The sequence below is a fragment of the Dysgonomonas sp. HDW5B genome, assembly GCF_011299335.1.
Lineage (GTDB): Bacteria > Bacteroidota > Bacteroidia > Bacteroidales > Dysgonomonadaceae > Dysgonomonas_A.
Window position 1 is genome coordinate 1,127,315 of record NZ_CP049858.1, and the last position, 16,316, is coordinate 1,143,630.

Genomic DNA, 16,316 nt, shown 5'->3' on the forward strand with positions numbered 1-16,316 from the left:
TTCTCTGAACTATTTATTACTTTGGCTAATGCTAAAACAACAGACAGCTCTGATTTTTAAAATGTATCAGTAAATACTTTAATCACTTAAAAAACTAAGCCTCAATGAAGAAATTCTGGAAATGGGTCCGCAATATCATTATATGTCTTTTCGTATGCAGCATTCTACAGGTGCTGATATTTAAATTCGTTCCCATATATTATACACCTTATATGGTAACTAATAATATTGCTCAGTTATTTACGGAAGGAAAAATTGACTGTGAGCATACTTGGGTACCACTTGAAGAAATTTCGAAATATTTGCCTTCAGCAGTTGTTGCTTCCGAAGATAATTTATTTATGGATCACTCCGGATTCGATTTCAATCAAATAGAAAAGGCTCAGAATGAAGCTGAAAAAGGGAAACGGGTACGGGGAGCAAGTACAATTACCCAGCAGACCGCAAAGAATGCTTTCTTATGGCATGGTAAATCGTATATCAGAAAAGGATTGGAGGCTTATTACACAGTGTTGATAGAGTTACTATGGGGTAAGAAGCGTATTATGGAGGTTTATCTGAACTCTATAGAAATGGGAGAAAACATATATGGGGCAGAAGCTGTAGCTCAAAAGCATTTTAATAAATCGGCAAGTAAACTTACTGCCGGAGAATGTGCATTGATAGCAGCAACACTACCTAATCCCAAAAGATTCAATTCGGCAAAACCTTCTAATTATATGCTCAAACGAAAAGCTAAAATACTTAGCTTGATGAGTAAAATTCCACCTGTGAATTTTGATTAAAAATGATAGAGAATTCTGATCTTAAAACGAGGCTTTTATTTTTCGATACAGAAAAGCCTGCATTATACCACGCATACCCAGATAAGTAATAAAGGCAAACCAAAGAGCATTATTCCCCCAACTACTATATAAATAATAGATCACAAAAAAGCAGGTAGCAGCTACAAACATAGAATTTCGCATCTGTTTGGATGCTGTAGCTCCAATAAATATTCCATCCCAGAGAAAAGCAGAAAAGCCTGCGATAGGAATCAACAATACCCATATCTGATATTCTTTACAAGCGGCAATCACATCCACCTTGTTGGTCAGCAATTGCAATATCTGATCCGTGAAAAGTCCATATATACAAGTAAAGAAGACAGCAAGTATAGTCCCCCAAAGAAAAAGATATTTTATTAACTTGCTTAGCACGTCATGCCTTTTAGCTCCAATAAACCTGCCGGTTAATGCTTCCGCAGAATAAGCAAAGCCATCCATGATATATGAAAACAAGGTGAACATCTGCATCAACAGTGCATTTGCAGCCAAAGTCGTATTCCCCATTTTAGCAGATGACGATGTAAAAAAAGTAGTAACAGCTATAAGCAGCATTGTTCGTAAAAAAATATCAGAATTAACTCTAAAAAAAGGAATGAAGGCAGCAATATTATTTAATCTATCGAAATCTAAATTCAGTCTTACCACCTTATATTTGAAGTACCAAATAGTAAATGCAATCAAAAAACCCATAATTTGAGCAATAGTTGAGGCCAAAGCAACACCTTCGATATCCATATTCAAAACATAGACAAAAACCAGGCTTAAACTAATATTGATTATATTAACAGCTATGGCAATATACATAGGTGTGCGGGCATCCTGCATACCAACAAACCAGCCTGAGAAAGCATACATACCCAATACTGCCGGCGCTGCCCATACATAGATATGAAAATAATAACCGGCATACAACCGCACATCACTACTGGCTTTAATTACCTTAAAGGCCAGATCGAATATTATATTCTGAAACATGATAATCAATAGCCCTGCAAGCAAAGCAATAAGTAAAGAACGCAGTAAAACTGTAGCGGTTTCTTTATTGTTTTCGGCACCATATGCCTGAGCGGTAAAGCCACTGGTTCCCATTCTTAGAAAAGAAAAACTCCAGTACATAAAATTAAAGATGATACTGACTGTTGCAATTGCTCCAATATATACTTCGAGGCTCAGATGTCCAACAATAGACATATCTACCATACTTAGAAGAGGTACTGTTATATTGGATATTATATTGGGAATGGCAAGCCGTAGTATATTCTTATTCATTTCTAAAAAGAGTAAGGTCGTTGACCTCTTTTATTTATTAAAAAAATAGAAGCAATTTTAGATTTTTACAAATTTAGTATTTTATAATAACTTTCCTATTTGTTAAAAATTAAGATTCATTGTAATAGCTTATATGTCAATGCTCGAATAATTCTCAGAAAATCTTAATATCTTTGTCTTTGGATAAAAGTTTAATCTGAGGTCTCTGACCTTTATATTATTATTGAATAATCTTGTTACAAAAAAATTACTACTCTTAATTTTTATCTGAACTAATTTATGAATACAGTTAAATGTTTCGCTACACTTCTTCTCAGCTTGTCTTGCTGTATTACATACGGACAATCTGATCCAATATTGATGAAAATCAATGGTGAAAAAATCACGAAATCTGATTTCGAATATGCCTATAAAAAGGCAAATAATACAACTTCATCAGAGAGTCAATCGATTGATCAATTTCTTCGATCGTTTATTGATCTTAAACTAAAAGTAGAAGAGGCTAAATCATTACAATTAGACCAGAACGAAATATTCAAAATAGAATATTCCAGATATCTAGAACAATCACAAAACCCATACATAACAGATAGTATTTCTCCCGAGATAGTTGCTCGAAAAATATATGACAGATTAGGTCAAAATATACAAATCAGCCAACTTTTCATTGCATTTCCTACAGAAGATGTCTTCCCTAAAGATACACTTGAGGCATACAAAAAAATCGTATCCATAAGAGAATCAGCCATAAAAGGAAACGATAAGAAATTTGAAGAACTAGTAGTCAAGTTTTCGGAGGACAGTGTAAGTAGAAAATCTAGCATACCAGGATATCTCGGTTGGAAAACAGCTTTAATGCTCGATCCGAAAGTCGAAGAGGCGATGTATACAACTGAACTGGATTCAATATCGCAACCGGTAAGAACCAATAAGGGATATTACCTCATAAAGGTATTTAACAGACGTCAGGATTTAGGCCAAATTAATTTATCCCATATTTTCTTTCCTTATCCATATGAAGACTCCGACACAGCTCAAAAAGACAGTGTTCGCAGTCAAGCGCAAAAAATATACGAAGAATTGCTGTCAGGAGCTAACTTCGCTCAAACTGCAGCACAATATTCTTTAGATCAGCAAACTGCCTCAAGAGGAGGTGCCTTGGGATGGTTTGGAATCAGCAATCCTTTACCTCCGGTATTTGAAGAGCCTCTTTTCAGTCTGAGAGAAGGAGAAATATCTCAGCCTTTAGAAATGGACTATGGTTTTCATATCTTTAAAATAGTCAACAAAAGCTACCAGCTCCCTTGGGAAAACTTGAAGGAACAAATAATCAAGGCTATTTCTCAAGATGACAGAAATGAGTTAATCAAAAAGCTAAAGAGAGAAAAATTAGTAAAGGAGTTTCCTTATAACCTAAATTCATACGTATATAATCAGTTAGAAGCTATTGCCAGCACCTATCATATAGCAGATTCTAGTTATTTCGAAAAAATAACACCTCTGGACGACCTGCCTCTACTATCTATAGGCAACAAAGAGTATAAGGTTATGGATTTTGTGGATTTTTTAGCGGAAAACCCAAATACGAACTTTACTTTGTCAACAGATATTTTATCTCATAAAGTGAACGACTTTATCCTTCGGAAACAACAAGAGGTGCATAAAGCAAGTTTAGATGAAAGATATCCGGAGTTTCATCACTTGACCACAGAGTATTATGACGGGATTCTATTATTCGATGTCATGAATCAGGAAATATGGACTAAAGCCCAAAACGATACAAAAGCTCTACAAGACTTGTTTGCTGAAAATCCGTCGAAATACCAATGGGAATCACCCAAGTATAAAGGATATGTTATACATGCTAAAGATAAGAACACTCTTAAAAAGGTAAAGGAATTAATCAAGAAGTATCCTGATCAGGATGCTTTGGGGCCAATTTTGACTCAACAACTAAACTCCGATTCAATAAAAAATATTTATATAGAAAAGGGTCTTTGGGGAAAAGGTGAAAATGGTTTTATCGACAGAAAAATATTCAAGATCAAAAATAACAGAGAAATCATAGGATATCCTCAATTTGTAGTTTCAGGAAAATTGGTCAATAGCCCTGAAACCTTCGAGGATGTAAAGGGACAAGTAATTTCGGAATATCAAACTATCTTAGAAAAGGAATGGATAGAATCTCTTCGCAAAAAGTATAAGGTAGAAATAAACGATGATGTTCTCAACAGCTTGAAATAAAGCAACAGTTTTTTCATCGTTTCATTGTAGCTAAATGGGTAGAGTAACTCCTATTTTTTCAACATATACGAATGATCAATAAATAGGTCTAAGACCTTTCACTTAATATAAAATACTATATTTATATTTCTAAAAACAGCAAAATGATTAAACAGAGAAAAAAGATATCATACTATATTATACTTACGGCATCGATTACGCTCTCCATATTTGCTGCCTGTTCCTCTAAGAAAGAAGCAAATCCGGATAAAGCTAACAACCCTATAGTGTCGGTAAACCAAAAAACATTATACCAATCCGATATAGAAACTGCGATTCCCGAAGGATTAAGTTCGGCAGATAGTACAGCAGCGGCAGAGGCGTATATCAAAATGTGGATTAATGACGAATTGATTTACGAAAAGGCTAAACAAAACGTAACAGATCAAGACAAAATAAACGAATTGGTCGAAAACTATCGTCAGTCCCTTACCGTATTTACTTATCTGGAACAACTTCTTAAAGAAGAATTATCAAAAAAAATATCAGATAAAGACCTCAAAGAATATTATGATCAGCATCCGGAAAGTTTTGAGTTAGAGTCTAACCTAATCAAAGGACTATTTTTAAAGATACCACGTTCATCCAATGAAGTCAACAATTTCAGGCAGTGGTACCAATCGACTTCGGAAGCATCTAAAGAAAAAATCGAAAAAGCTTCTTTCCAGAATGCCGTTATCTACGATTACTTTTATGACCGTTGGGTCAATTTCGATGATATTGTAACAAACATACCAACTCCTATAACTAATGTTGACCAGTTTGTAAAGGCAAATAAAAACTTCGAGACACAAGATTCGTTATACGTCTATCTTTTGCATATCGAAGAGTATGCTCCATCGGGAACTACGGCTCCTTACGAATATGCAAAACCTCAAATAACGGATATTTTAATCAACAAGCATCGCGAATCTTTCTTAAAACAAATCGAAACCGATTTATATAAGAAGGCGACAGACAATAATGAGATAAAATTCTACCAGAAAAAGGAAGAAAAACCAAAGAAATAATAAGCAGGCAAAGGCTTATAACTTCTTTTAATATATTCGAAATATAACTTCAACCTATTATTGCTATATTTACGCCTCTTTTAATAATATACAAGGATGACCGTTTTAAAGAAAGCAGTACTTTTTTTTAGCTTATTAAGCTTTATTTCATTTAATTTGAAGGCACAAGACAATGTTATTGATCAAGTGGTTTGGGTAATCGGAGATGAAGCTCTTCTTAAATCAGATGTAGAGGGAGTAAAATTACAGATGCAACTTGAAAAAGAGCATTTTGATGGTGATCCATATTGTATAATCCCCGAACAATTAGCCGTTCAGAAACTATTTCTACACCAAGCAAAGGTAGACAGTATTGATGTTGGTAACAATGTCGTATCAAGAACTGTCGACAGACGTATAAATAATGCCATAGCTTCTTTGGGGTCGCCAGAAAAACTCGAAGAATATCTGGGTAAATCGATCAATCAGCTTCGTGAAGAATGGAGGGAACAAGTTCGTGATAACGAAATTGTGACTGAGGTTCAAAGAAAAATTGTAGGTAATATAAAGCTTACTCCTTCCGAGATCAGAAACTATTACACACAATTGTCACAAGACAGTTTGCCTTTTATAAATACGACAGTAGAAGTAGAAATCATCACCATGAATCCTACTATACCTATTACAGAGATAGATGCAGTTAAAAATCGCTTAAGAGATTTTACGGATCGTATCAATAAAAAGGAATCGAGCTTTTCGACACTGGCATTACTCTACTCTGAGGACATAGAATCTGCGAAACGAGGAGGAGAACTTGGTTTTATGCCTCGAACTCAACTTGTTCCTGAGTATGCTAATGCTGCATTTATGCTGAATGACCCAACAAAAGTCTCTAATATAGTAGAATCTGAATATGGTTTCCATATCATACAGCTTATCGAAAAAAGAGGTGATCGTATAAATACACGACATATTTTGCTTAAACCTAAAGTTCCGGCGGAAGAGTTAAAAAAAACAACTGTACGCATGGATTCTTTATTAGTTGACTTAAAAGCTAATAAGTTTACATTCGAAGAGGCAGCAACCCATATTTCGGCAGATAAAGATTCTCGTAACAACAAGGGGCTTATGCTAAATAAAAGTGAATACAGTAATTATTCAGGTACAGCTCATTTCGAGATGAAAGATCTACCTCAGGAGGTAGCCAAAGTTGTAGATAAAATGGCTGTCGGAGATATTTCTCAACCCTTCACGATGCTTAATAGCAGCGGTAAAGAAGTAGTTGCTATTGTAAGATTAAAAGAAAGAATAAATGCTCACAAAGCCAACCTTTCGGATGACTATCAGGTAATGAAATCGATTGTTGAAGGAAAGAAAAGAGAAGATGTTCTAAAAAAATGGGTACAAGAAAAAATAAAAACTACCTATGTGAGAATTAATGATGATTGGAAAAATTGTGATTTCCAACACGAAGGCTGGATTAAATAAAACCCGACTCTTTACGAGAGCCTAAGTCTTTTATTAAAAGGTACAGCATTAACATCTTACATTACTCAAATTATAATAAAAAGGTTCGAGACCTTAATTTACATCTTTGCTACAACAAGTATAATCTTCTTATAGCAATCACCTGAAAGATGAATAACGATATAAAGAATTCTCCAAGAAACAGGCGCAAAATGCACATAGCAGCTATTTTGTGCCTGCTTATTATATATGTTTCGGCTCAGGCTTTGGTACAACAGAAAAAGCCCCAGCACCCGATTGGTCCTCAAACAGCCGCATCGGCAGGTAATAAGAAAGTTATACAATTAATAAAAGCATTAACTCTCGATAAACGTATTGGCTTTGATCCTCAGATATTAATCGACAGCGTAGTCTTGTATCACGATGGTGCCTTTATGTATTGTGACAGTGCCTATCTCGACGAAGCGACCAATCAGTTTGAAGCATTCGGTACGGTACGTGTCGAACAAGGAGATACACTCTTTCTGTATGGCAGTTACCTGCAATACGATGGAAATACCCAACTGCTAAAAGTTAGAAATAATGTACGATTAGTAAATCGTGATGTAACCTTGTTCACCGACAGCCTCGATTACGACAGGCTCAATAATATAGGATACTACTTTGATGGAGGAATGCTTGTAGACTCTCTCAATGAGCTAACGTCATACTGGGGACAATATGAGCCGTCGAAACAGCTTGCTTTATTTAGAGACAGTGTAAAACTTACCAATCCTAAATTTGTAATGTTTACCGATACTCTCTTATACAATACCAATAATAAAGTTGCTACCATATTAGGACCTACCCGAATAGAATCTGACAGTGCTATTATATATTCAACAAAAGGATGGTATGACACTAATACCGAGCAATCATTATTGTTAGACCAATCGAGAATTGTAAACAAAGAAGGAAACAGAACTCTTATAGGAGATTCCATATCGTACCATAAAAAAGAAGGTTATGGAGAAATATTCGGTAATATGTTTTTACAGGATACTATCAAAAAGATTATACTGACGGGCAATTATGGTTTTTATAACGAAATTACCAACTATGCTATGGCTACCGACTCGGCTCGTGCCATTGAATATTCTCAGCCTGACAGCCTTTTTCTGCATGCCGATACTCTTAAACTTATTACCGATTCGGTATATAGAGAGATTAAGGGTTATTACAATGTTCGTTTCTATCGTACCGACTTGCAGGGTGTATGCGATTCGCTGGTATTTAAAACCAAAGATTCTATTCTGTACATGTACAAAAATCCGGTTCTATGGAATGAAACAAATCAGATATCAGGAGATTCCATTAGTATCTTTTTCAATGACAGTACAATTGACAGAGCCCATATAAGACCTAATGCTTTTTCGATAGAACAGAAAGATTCCACACATTTCAATCAACTCAAAGGACGAAGCCTAAAAGCCTTCTTCGAAGATAAGCAGATTAAACACATATTGGTTGAAGGTAACGCCGAATCGATATTCTATCCTGAAGAGAAAGACAAGTCGATGATGGGAATGAATCAGACAGAAAGTGGTTATCTGTCTATTGATTTCAAAGATAAGAAAATAGAAAAACTAAAGCTCTGGCCTCAATCCACAGGAAAAATGATCCCTCTTTCGGATTTGAAACCCGATCAAGGTAAACTCCGGGATTTTGAATGGCTCGATTATATACGCCCTCTTGATAGGGATGATGTATTCAGGAAGGTTAAAAGAAAAGGAGGAAACAGCCCCGGCAAACGACGATCCAATAAACCGGCGGTCGAGACTGTCGAATAGGCTCTCCAAACTGACTTTACCTTTAGTAAAGGTATGTTTCCGACACAGACTATAATCACGTTATAAACTGTGTAATACGTAACGAAACAAAGCTAACTCAACGACTAAAGCAATGAATGATATTATACATTTACTACCCGATTCGATAGCTAACCAGATAGCAGCGGGTGAAGTTGTACAACGCCCGGCATCTATAGTCAAAGAGCTTCTCGAGAATTCTATTGATGCAGGGGCAACCAGCATTCAACTTATAATAAAAGATGCCGGACGTACACTTATACAGGTAATAGATAACGGAAAAGGTATGTCTGCCACTGATGCTCGACTTGCCTTTGAAAGGCATGCGACATCCAAGATTCGTACTGCAGAAGATCTGTTCGCTCTTCGTACGATGGGGTTTCGTGGAGAAGCTTTACCATCTATTGCAGCAGTAGCACATGTTGAGCTAAAGACAAAACGCAAAGATGATCAAGTGGGTACACATTTGGTTATTGCAGGATCTGCTGTTGAAAAACAGGAAGAAATAGCCTGTGCAGATGGTAGCAACTTTGCCATCAAAAATATCTTCTTTAATGTACCTGCACGCCGGAAATTTTTAAAATCGAACGAAACCGAACGTAAAAATATACTTACTGAACTAGAGAGGGTTGCGATGGTAAATTCTGAAATTGAATTTTCGTTTATCGAGAATGATATAGAAGTTATCAAATATCCGGCTTCCAACCTTAAGCAACGTATTATAAGTGTGATTGGAAAAAGCTTCAATCAACAACTGATTTCGATAGAAATAGAAACTACCATCGCTAAGATATACGGTTTTGTAGGTAAGCCCGAATCGGCTCGAAAAGCCCGTGCTCAACAATATTTCTTTGTAAATGGCAGATATATGAGGCATCCTTATTTTGCTAAAGCTATCACATCTGCATTTGCACCATTGATTCCGGTCGGAGAAAATCCTAATTTCTTCATTTATATAGAAGTCAGTCCTGATACAATTGATGTCAATATACATCCGACCAAGACAGAAATTAAGTTCGAAAACGAGCAACCAATCTGGCAAATACTTGCAGCAACTGTAAAAGAGGCTTTAGGCAAGTTTAATGAAGTACCTACTATTGATTTTGATACATTAGACGCCATTGACATACCTATACATAATCCGAATACTAATGCTACCCGTCCACAGATAAATGTAAACCCTGCATACAATCCTTTTAAATCATCATCAGGAGGACAAAGCTCCGGCAGTAGCAGCTATCAGCGTCCTAACTTCGATTGGGAAAGTTTATACAAAGGATTCGAAACTGATACCAATATAGAAAGTTCAGAAGTTAGAGAAGCCATCGAAATAAGATCATCAGAGTCTGATTTGTTTGAAGAAAACCCAGCCTCATTACACTATCAATACAAGAATAAATATATCCTGACATCAGTAAAATCAGGATTAATGATGATTGATCAGCGCAGAGCACACGTACGTATATTATTCGATCAGTTCCTCCAAAATATAAAACTCAAAAGAGGCATTTCTCAACGAACATTATTTCCAGAGATTGTAGAATTCTCATCTTCAGAAGCCGCTATGATCCCTTACTTGCTCGATGATATTGAAGCTGTGGGCTTCGATCTCAGTAATCTTGGTAATAATTCGTATGCTATAAATGGTGTGCCTTCGGAAATAGACAAGATAAATTCGGTTGAACTTATCCATAATATGGTTTCTAAAAGTATCGAAACCGGAAGCGATGTAAAAGAAGAGATACAGGAAGCATTAGCATTATCACTGGCCTATGCAGCAGCAATTCCATATGGACATAGGTTGACGAATGATGAAACAAGCGATATCGTAAACCGCTTATTAGCATCACCATCACACAAATATACACCTGATGGAAAGCTGGTCATTTCAATTTTAGATGATATTGAAGTAGATAAAAGATTTAAATAAATATTTAACCATTAAAAACAGGCACCAGTACACGAATTAACATATTCATATCAAAAAAATGTAAATATTTTTTAACCAAAGAAGTATAGTTACATCTTTATTTTATTATGTTTGTAATCACAAACATAACTAATTATGAAAAAAACACTCTTTTTTGGGATATTAAGCACTCTTGTGCTTTTAAGCTATTCATGCAATAGTGATGATCTGCCTAATACATCAGTAGATGAACTCTATGAGGTAACATTTAATATCAGCAGTTTCACTTCCGAGGTTTCAGAGATGTCAACAAGATCAACTCTGGCTGAGAGCGAGGTTAAATATCTTCGCTACGTTATTTTAAATAAAGCTGTACCTATCAATCAGGTAGTTGAAGAAAAAACATTAGAAGGAGCCGCTATAACCTCTCCTCTGAAACTCAAATTAAGAAAAGGTAATTACACGATCGGAATTTTTGCATCTGAAAAACCTATTGTTGCAAACAAAATTCCAGCTAACCCCGGAGGTCTGACAGGAACTGACTATATTGATGCAATTGCTATTGAGAACTTAACAAACCCAAATCAATTTCATGGTTCGGTTGATATTGAAGTAGCAAGCGCTGATATCCAGAAAAATATTGAATTAAAAAGACCTATCGGTAAAATTACACTGGCAATATCAGATCTTGATAAAGCTCCCAATAATGTACAAACGATCGTACCAATACTTGTGTTAGCAGGTAACGAATCTCAGTATGATTTCACTTATTTTGCTCCTGGTTATATTGCAACAAATAGTGGAGCCTCTATCTTCCGAGGACAGAGTGCGACAGCCATGTCAACTAATTATGCTTGCATTAACAGAAGTAGATTTATTACGATTGGTGAAGATAATCCCTTTGATTTTTACTTACCTCAGACCATAAATATAGATTATCAAGCTGGTCCTAAACCTTTCTCGAATGCCCGGTATGATTTATATCTACAGGGAGTTACAACAAACAAAGCTGAATATCAAAATATTATTCTCCTTGAGAATCCGGAGTTGCTACTTACTGAACCTACTTTTATAAATGACCCAAATGCAATGAATCCGAATATTGTCTTTATGACTTGCATCAAAAGAGGACTTGTTGTAAAACCAAATGAGCAGGTAATTATTAAAGGGCAACTTTTCAGAGACAGCGAACTCTCAGTTGTTGTAAACAATACATGGGGAGAAACAGCCAACACCAATTTTTAAGTAGATTCTTATAAAATATAAAACATCCGATTATGAAAAAAATATTCTTCATATTTTCCATTATATCTTTAGGTATGTTGTCTTCATGCAGTAAAGATGATACCAATGTCCTAACGGAAACTCCCTCATTAATAAATAAGCAGAAAGTAGTACTTAATATAACGAATACTAATGACGCAAACAATTATACGAGAAGTACAACTGAAGCAGACCCGACCATAAAGAAAGTAATATATGCTGTTTACAAGACTGGAGACGGTATCACTTCAGGTAATGAAGAGTTAGTGTTGAAAGACAATGTCGAGGTTGGCAGCACTCCGGTATCCGCTATCAGTTTAGATTTACAACCGGGTAAATACCTGATTACTGTATTCGCCTCGGGTAGAACAAATGCCGAGATGAAGACTTATGAGGAAACCGGTAAGACTATATTAAAAAATTCATATTTAAATACCTCCGACTTAACCAGTCCTACAGAGTTTTACGGAACAACTAATATAGAAGTTGTCAGCCAAAGTGTTAACGCCAATGTTACCCTACAAAGGGTAGTAGGTAAAGTCGAGATTGTGATAAAAGACCTTAACAGCCTTCCGGCAAGTATAACATCTGCAACTCCGGTTATGAAAACTTATACAATAAGTAGTAATTGGGCTGATATAGCACCAAGCAATATGAGAATGACAAATATTGATGCCTCAATCTTCAGATTATCGGATTTAGACCAACCTAGCCCGTTTGATCAATTGACGCTTAGTAGAAGCTTATTTTCAGCTCACAATGAGAACAATCCGATTGTATTCTATTGTATGCAAACAGCCACTAATTTTAGTGCAGAGAATTTCAGATATTCTACTCCATTTCTTTATATTCATCTTAATCCTCAGAATGGTAACCCATCCAACACAATTTTGATCACTCCTCAATTGAAAGTGTATCCGAATAAGATAACCAGATTTACGGGTACTATCGTTGGTCAGAATAACCAAGGGTTCACGATGTCTGTTGTTGACCAATGGGGTAATGATACCGAAACTGTAATAGTAGACAAAGTTCTTTAAATTTGAATAATACTAAAAAGAGCCATAGGAATTCCTACGGCTCTTTTTTATATCATTTAAAATCCTAGTTATTCAAATAGTCTTCAGCATTCACGACCGTAGCATAAAAATAGCTTAATGCTGCTAAAAACGCTTCGTGTACATTCTCGCCAGGAATAGTTTTTCCATTAAACTGTAAATTGGGAGCCGCACATGCATCACCTATAACAGTACAATTGTAACCCAAATCTTTGGCTGCACGTGTAGTTGCATCAACGCACATACTTGTCATCATCCCACAAATAACAAGATCCGATATACCTTGTTCCTTCAAATAAGCCTGAAGCTCTGTTTCTCTAAAGCTATTGGGGAAATGTTTTGTAATTACTTTCTCGCTACTCAGAGGAGCTACTTCCGAATGAATCTCTACACCTTGTGTACCAGGCACAAAAAATGTAGAACCCGGACGATCCGAGATATGTTGTATATGTATAACTGGCAATCCTTCTTTTCGAAATTGCTCCAATACTGATTTGGCGTTTAAGACCGCTTCATCACTTCCTACTAAAGGCATATTTCCTCCCGTAAAATAGTCATTCTGTATGTCTATTATAACCAATGCTTTTTGTTGTGCAGTCATCATTAATGTGGTAATTAGTAATAATACAATTAAACTTATCTTTTTCATTTCAATCTATTCCCAGTGTTAATTTACAGATTTCAATTTCTCTTTCGTTACCCGTATTCTTACCCATGACATCCGAAAGCTTCACTGCTTGAAGAAACTCTCCTTTAGGGTTCGCTTTTATAGCTGATAGCTTAATCACGATATTCAAAGGTTTGACACCTACATCATTGGTAAAATAAGTACCTATTCCGTATGTATCGTGCACACGATCTCCCACAAAGTCTTTGATTCGTTTTACTTCTTCCAGATTTAGCGAATCACTATACACTATGGTTTTAGATGCGGGATCAATCCTGTTTTCTTTATAAAATTGAATTGCCTTTTCTGTAAATTCAATAACATCACCGCTATCGCAACGCACTCCATCGAATAGTTTAGCCTGTTTCAAGCTAAATGATTTGAAAAAAGAGTCTGTTGTATACGTATCGGTTAATGTAATCCCTAAGCTTCCCTGAAAGACCTCTACCCAAGCTTCGAGTGCCTTTATGTTTGCAGCTCGATAACCGAACAATGCTCCGTGATACATAAACCACTCGTGCGGCATAGTACCGATAGGTGTAGTATTGTGCTTCATTGCCAGATATACATTGCTTGTTCCTTTGAAGTAATCTCCCGAATTTTCGCGAAGTGCTCCTACCACTTTATCGTGTACATCGAATGAGAAACGACGACGTGTACCAAAATCCGAATAATCGGCTTTCATTGCGACCAATCCTTTCGCTTTCTCTACAGTCTTTTCTTTTACACCCTGTGGAACCTGCTCCGTCATTATAAAATACAATTCCGAGATCATTGCCATAAGCGGCACTTCCCAAAGAACGGTACGATACCAATAGCCTTCGATAGAGACTTTCAAATCGCCACCTTCTTGTGTTATCAGAACTTCATCCGGATTGTATTGATATCCTTCGAGAAAGTCTATAAATGCCGGATCGAAGAAATAACAACGTCTTTCGATGTATCGCTTTTCTTCTTTGGTCATTTTCAGCTTTGTCATTGCTACAACCTCTTCTTTAAGACGTTCAGCAAAACCTTCCGGAAATTCGGTATGACCCCTATTTATAAATTCGTATCTTACATACGAACGTGGATACAGTTTTTGAATAGCTAGCATTACAGAAAACTTATACAAGTCGTTGTCTGTAAAATGTTTTATAATCATAATCGACTGTGTTCGAGGTCTCAGACCTTTTTATTACTCCGGCAGATGTAACTGCCATTATTTAGATATAATAGATTAAATCCATATAGATTTACTTCTTTACTAAATAACACCGTAAACCTGATATTGTTATTTCTTAATTAACAAAACTACATTTTCGACATGATGCGTGTGTGGGAACATATCCACCGGCTGAACTTTCTCCACCTTATATTTAGCATCCAACAGATTCAAGTCTCTTGCCTGAGTTGCAGGATTACAGCTCACATAAACCACACGTTCGGGTTCTGCAAAAAGAATCGCTTCGATTACATTATCGTGCATACCTGCACGGGGAGGATCGGTTATAATCACATCGGGCTTACCATGTTCATTGATAAAATCCTGTGTCAGGATATCCTTCATATCACCTGCATAAAACAGGGTATTTTCTATTTTATTATTTTGCGAGTTGAATTTTGCATCTTCAATGGCATCCTCCACATATTCTATACCTACAACTTTTCGGGCATTACGAGCCACAAAGTTAGCTATCGTTCCCGTTCCTGTATATAAGTCATATACAAGTTCATTACCTGTTAATCCGGCAAAGTCACGAGTTATTTTGTACAGATTATAAGCCTGTTCGCTATTGGTTTGATAGAATGACTTAGGACCTATTTTGAATTTCAGACCTTCCATCTCTTCATATATATAGTCATTTCCTTTCCATGTCAACACTTCCTGATCGGTTATTGTATCGTTGGCTTTTTGATTGATAATATACAATAAAGAAGTTATTTGTGGGAACTTCTCTGCAATAGCATTTAGCAGGTCTTCATGTTTCTCTTTCTCATCATCGTAGAATATCACAATCACCATTAGCTCTCCTGTAGTAGATGTACGAATGATTAAGGTACGCATCAATCCTCCTCTGTTTCTCAGATCGAAGAATGTATATTCTTTAGCATAGCAATATTCACGTACGAAATTACGCAGTTGATTAGATACATCGTCTTGCAACCAACATTTATTAACCTCTAACACCTTATCAAAACAGCCGGGAATATGGAAACCGACCGCATTCATATTATCGAACGTTACTCCTGACTGAACCTGCTCCCAAGTCAGCCATTTTTTATTGGAAAAAGTAAATTCCAACTTGTTTCTGTAAAACTCTGTTTTCTCAGATCCTAAGATTGGTTGGATCTCCGGCAAATCAACTTTACCGATGCGAGTCAAGTTATCCTCTACTTGTTTATGCTTGTATCTTAATTGCTCCTGATAAGGAAGAATCTGCCACTTACAACCTCCACAAACCCCAAAGTGTTCACAAAATGCTTCGGTACGTATATCCGAGTATTTCTCGAAACGAACAGGTTTTCCTTCAGCATAGTTCTTTTTCTTACGGCTCAATTGAAGATCAACAATATCACCGGGAACTACGAAGGGAACGAACACGATCATGTTATCGATCTTGGCAATAGCCTTACCTTCGGCAGCAATATCTACTATCTCCACTGATGGATATATAGGTTGGGGTTTTCTATCTTTTCTCATTTCTATTTAATTGATGCTGCAAAAGTAATATAAAAAAGTAAGAAGCTTATATAC

Annotated in this window: 12 protein-coding genes; 8 read left to right on the forward strand and 4 right to left on the reverse strand. The window is 36.1% G+C overall.

All coding sequences use genetic code 11. The annotated features are described in order from the left end of the window. Nucleotides 1-104: 104 nt before the first annotated feature. Nucleotides 105-785, forward strand: coding sequence for a monofunctional biosynthetic peptidoglycan transglycosylase (mtgA, locus tag G7051_RS04605; RefSeq protein ID WP_166111747.1), 681 nt, complete (start codon nt 105-107; stop codon nt 783-785). Nucleotides 786-806: 21 nt separating this feature from the next. Here the strand turns inward: mtgA and G7051_RS04610 are convergent, their stop codons facing one another. Next, nucleotides 807-2,096: an MATE family efflux transporter gene (locus G7051_RS04610; protein ID WP_166198831.1), complete on the reverse strand. Its 1,290-nt coding sequence runs from the start codon at nt 2,094-2,096 to the stop codon at nt 807-809. 279 nt (nt 2,097-2,375) lie between these two features. Here G7051_RS04610 and G7051_RS04615 point away from each other — a divergent pair, with 279 nt between their 5' ends. The 7 genes from G7051_RS04615 (at nt 2,376) to G7051_RS04645 (ending at nt 12,894) form a co-directional block, all read left to right on the forward strand. Next, nucleotides 2,376-4,340 (forward strand): peptidylprolyl isomerase, encoded by a 1,965-nt coding sequence (locus G7051_RS04615; protein WP_166198832.1) that lies wholly within the window; start codon nt 2,376-2,378, stop codon nt 4,338-4,340. A gap of 143 nt (nt 4,341-4,483) precedes the next feature. Beyond that, nucleotides 4,484-5,389: a peptidyl-prolyl cis-trans isomerase gene (locus tag G7051_RS04620; protein ID WP_166111756.1), complete on the forward strand. Its 906-nt coding sequence runs from the start codon at nt 4,484-4,486 to the stop codon at nt 5,387-5,389. Between the two features lie 96 nt (nt 5,390-5,485). Further along, nucleotides 5,486-6,856, forward strand: coding sequence for a peptidylprolyl isomerase (locus tag G7051_RS04625; RefSeq protein ID WP_166198833.1), 1,371 nt, complete (start codon nt 5,486-5,488; stop codon nt 6,854-6,856). Nucleotides 6,857-7,005: 149 nt separating this feature from the next. Further along, nucleotides 7,006-8,664: an OstA-like protein gene (locus G7051_RS04630; protein WP_166111762.1), complete on the forward strand. Its 1,659-nt coding sequence runs from the start codon at nt 7,006-7,008 to the stop codon at nt 8,662-8,664. Nucleotides 8,665-8,776: 112 nt separating this feature from the next. Then, the gene (gene mutL, locus G7051_RS04635) at nt 8,777-10,612 is read left to right on the forward strand and encodes a DNA mismatch repair endonuclease MutL (RefSeq protein WP_166198834.1); all 1,836 of its coding nucleotides are present in this window, start codon (nt 8,777-8,779) and stop codon (nt 10,610-10,612) included. 135 nt (nt 10,613-10,747) lie between these two features. Then, entirely contained in the window at nt 10,748-11,836 is a 1,089-nt protein-coding gene (locus tag G7051_RS04640; protein ID WP_166198835.1) for a hypothetical protein, read from the forward strand. Between the two features lie 32 nt (nt 11,837-11,868). Further along, complete coding sequence (locus tag G7051_RS04645) at nt 11,869-12,894, forward strand: hypothetical protein (protein WP_166198836.1); 1,026 nt, start codon at nt 11,869-11,871, stop codon at nt 12,892-12,894. Nucleotides 12,895-12,958: 64 nt separating this feature from the next. On the opposite strand, the gene G7051_RS04650 is transcribed toward G7051_RS04645, so the two are convergent. The 3 genes from G7051_RS04650 to rlmD all read right to left on the reverse strand — a co-directional run bounded on the left by G7051_RS04650 (nt 12,959) and on the right by rlmD (nt 16,262). After that, nucleotides 12,959-13,561, reverse strand: a complete 603-nt coding sequence (locus G7051_RS04650) for a cysteine hydrolase family protein (RefSeq protein WP_185155005.1) — start codon at nt 13,559-13,561, stop codon at nt 12,959-12,961. A gap of 1 nt (nt 13,562) precedes the next feature. After that, nucleotides 13,563-14,723, reverse strand: a complete 1,161-nt coding sequence (pncB, locus tag G7051_RS04655) for a nicotinate phosphoribosyltransferase (protein ID WP_166198837.1) — start codon at nt 14,721-14,723, stop codon at nt 13,563-13,565. 129 nt (nt 14,724-14,852) lie between these two features. Then, a complete protein-coding gene (gene rlmD, locus G7051_RS04660) occupies nt 14,853-16,262 on the reverse strand; it encodes a 23S rRNA (uracil(1939)-C(5))-methyltransferase RlmD (protein ID WP_166198838.1) in 1,410 nt (469 codons plus the stop codon). Between the last annotated feature and the right edge of the window lie 54 nt (nt 16,263-16,316).

Coding starts and splice junctions, on each gene's coding strand:
- G7051_RS04640 (WP_166198835.1), top strand. CDS start 10,748: ATGAAAAAAACACTCTTTTTTGGGATATTAAGCACTCTTGTGCTTTTA.
- mtgA (WP_166111747.1), top strand. CDS start 105: ATGAAGAAATTCTGGAAATGGGTCCGCAATATCATTATATGTCTTTTC.
- G7051_RS04630 (WP_166111762.1), top strand. CDS start 7,006: ATGAATAACGATATAAAGAATTCTCCAAGAAACAGGCGCAAAATGCAC.
- pncB (WP_166198837.1), bottom strand. CDS start 14,723: ATGATTATAAAACATTTTACAGACAACGACTTGTATAAGTTTTCTGTA.
- G7051_RS04615 (WP_166198832.1), top strand. CDS start 2,376: ATGAATACAGTTAAATGTTTCGCTACACTTCTTCTCAGCTTGTCTTGC.
- G7051_RS04625 (WP_166198833.1), top strand. CDS start 5,486: ATGACCGTTTTAAAGAAAGCAGTACTTTTTTTTAGCTTATTAAGCTTT.
- G7051_RS04645 (WP_166198836.1), top strand. CDS start 11,869: ATGAAAAAAATATTCTTCATATTTTCCATTATATCTTTAGGTATGTTG.
- G7051_RS04650 (WP_185155005.1), bottom strand. CDS start 13,561: ATGAAAAAGATAAGTTTAATTGTATTATTACTAATTACCACATTAATG.
- mutL (WP_166198834.1), top strand. CDS start 8,777: ATGAATGATATTATACATTTACTACCCGATTCGATAGCTAACCAGATA.
- rlmD (WP_166198838.1), bottom strand. CDS start 16,262: ATGAGAAAAGATAGAAAACCCCAACCTATATATCCATCAGTGGAGATA.
- G7051_RS04610 (WP_166198831.1), bottom strand. CDS start 2,096: ATGAATAAGAATATACTACGGCTTGCCATTCCCAATATAATATCCAAT.
- G7051_RS04620 (WP_166111756.1), top strand. CDS start 4,484: ATGATTAAACAGAGAAAAAAGATATCATACTATATTATACTTACGGCA.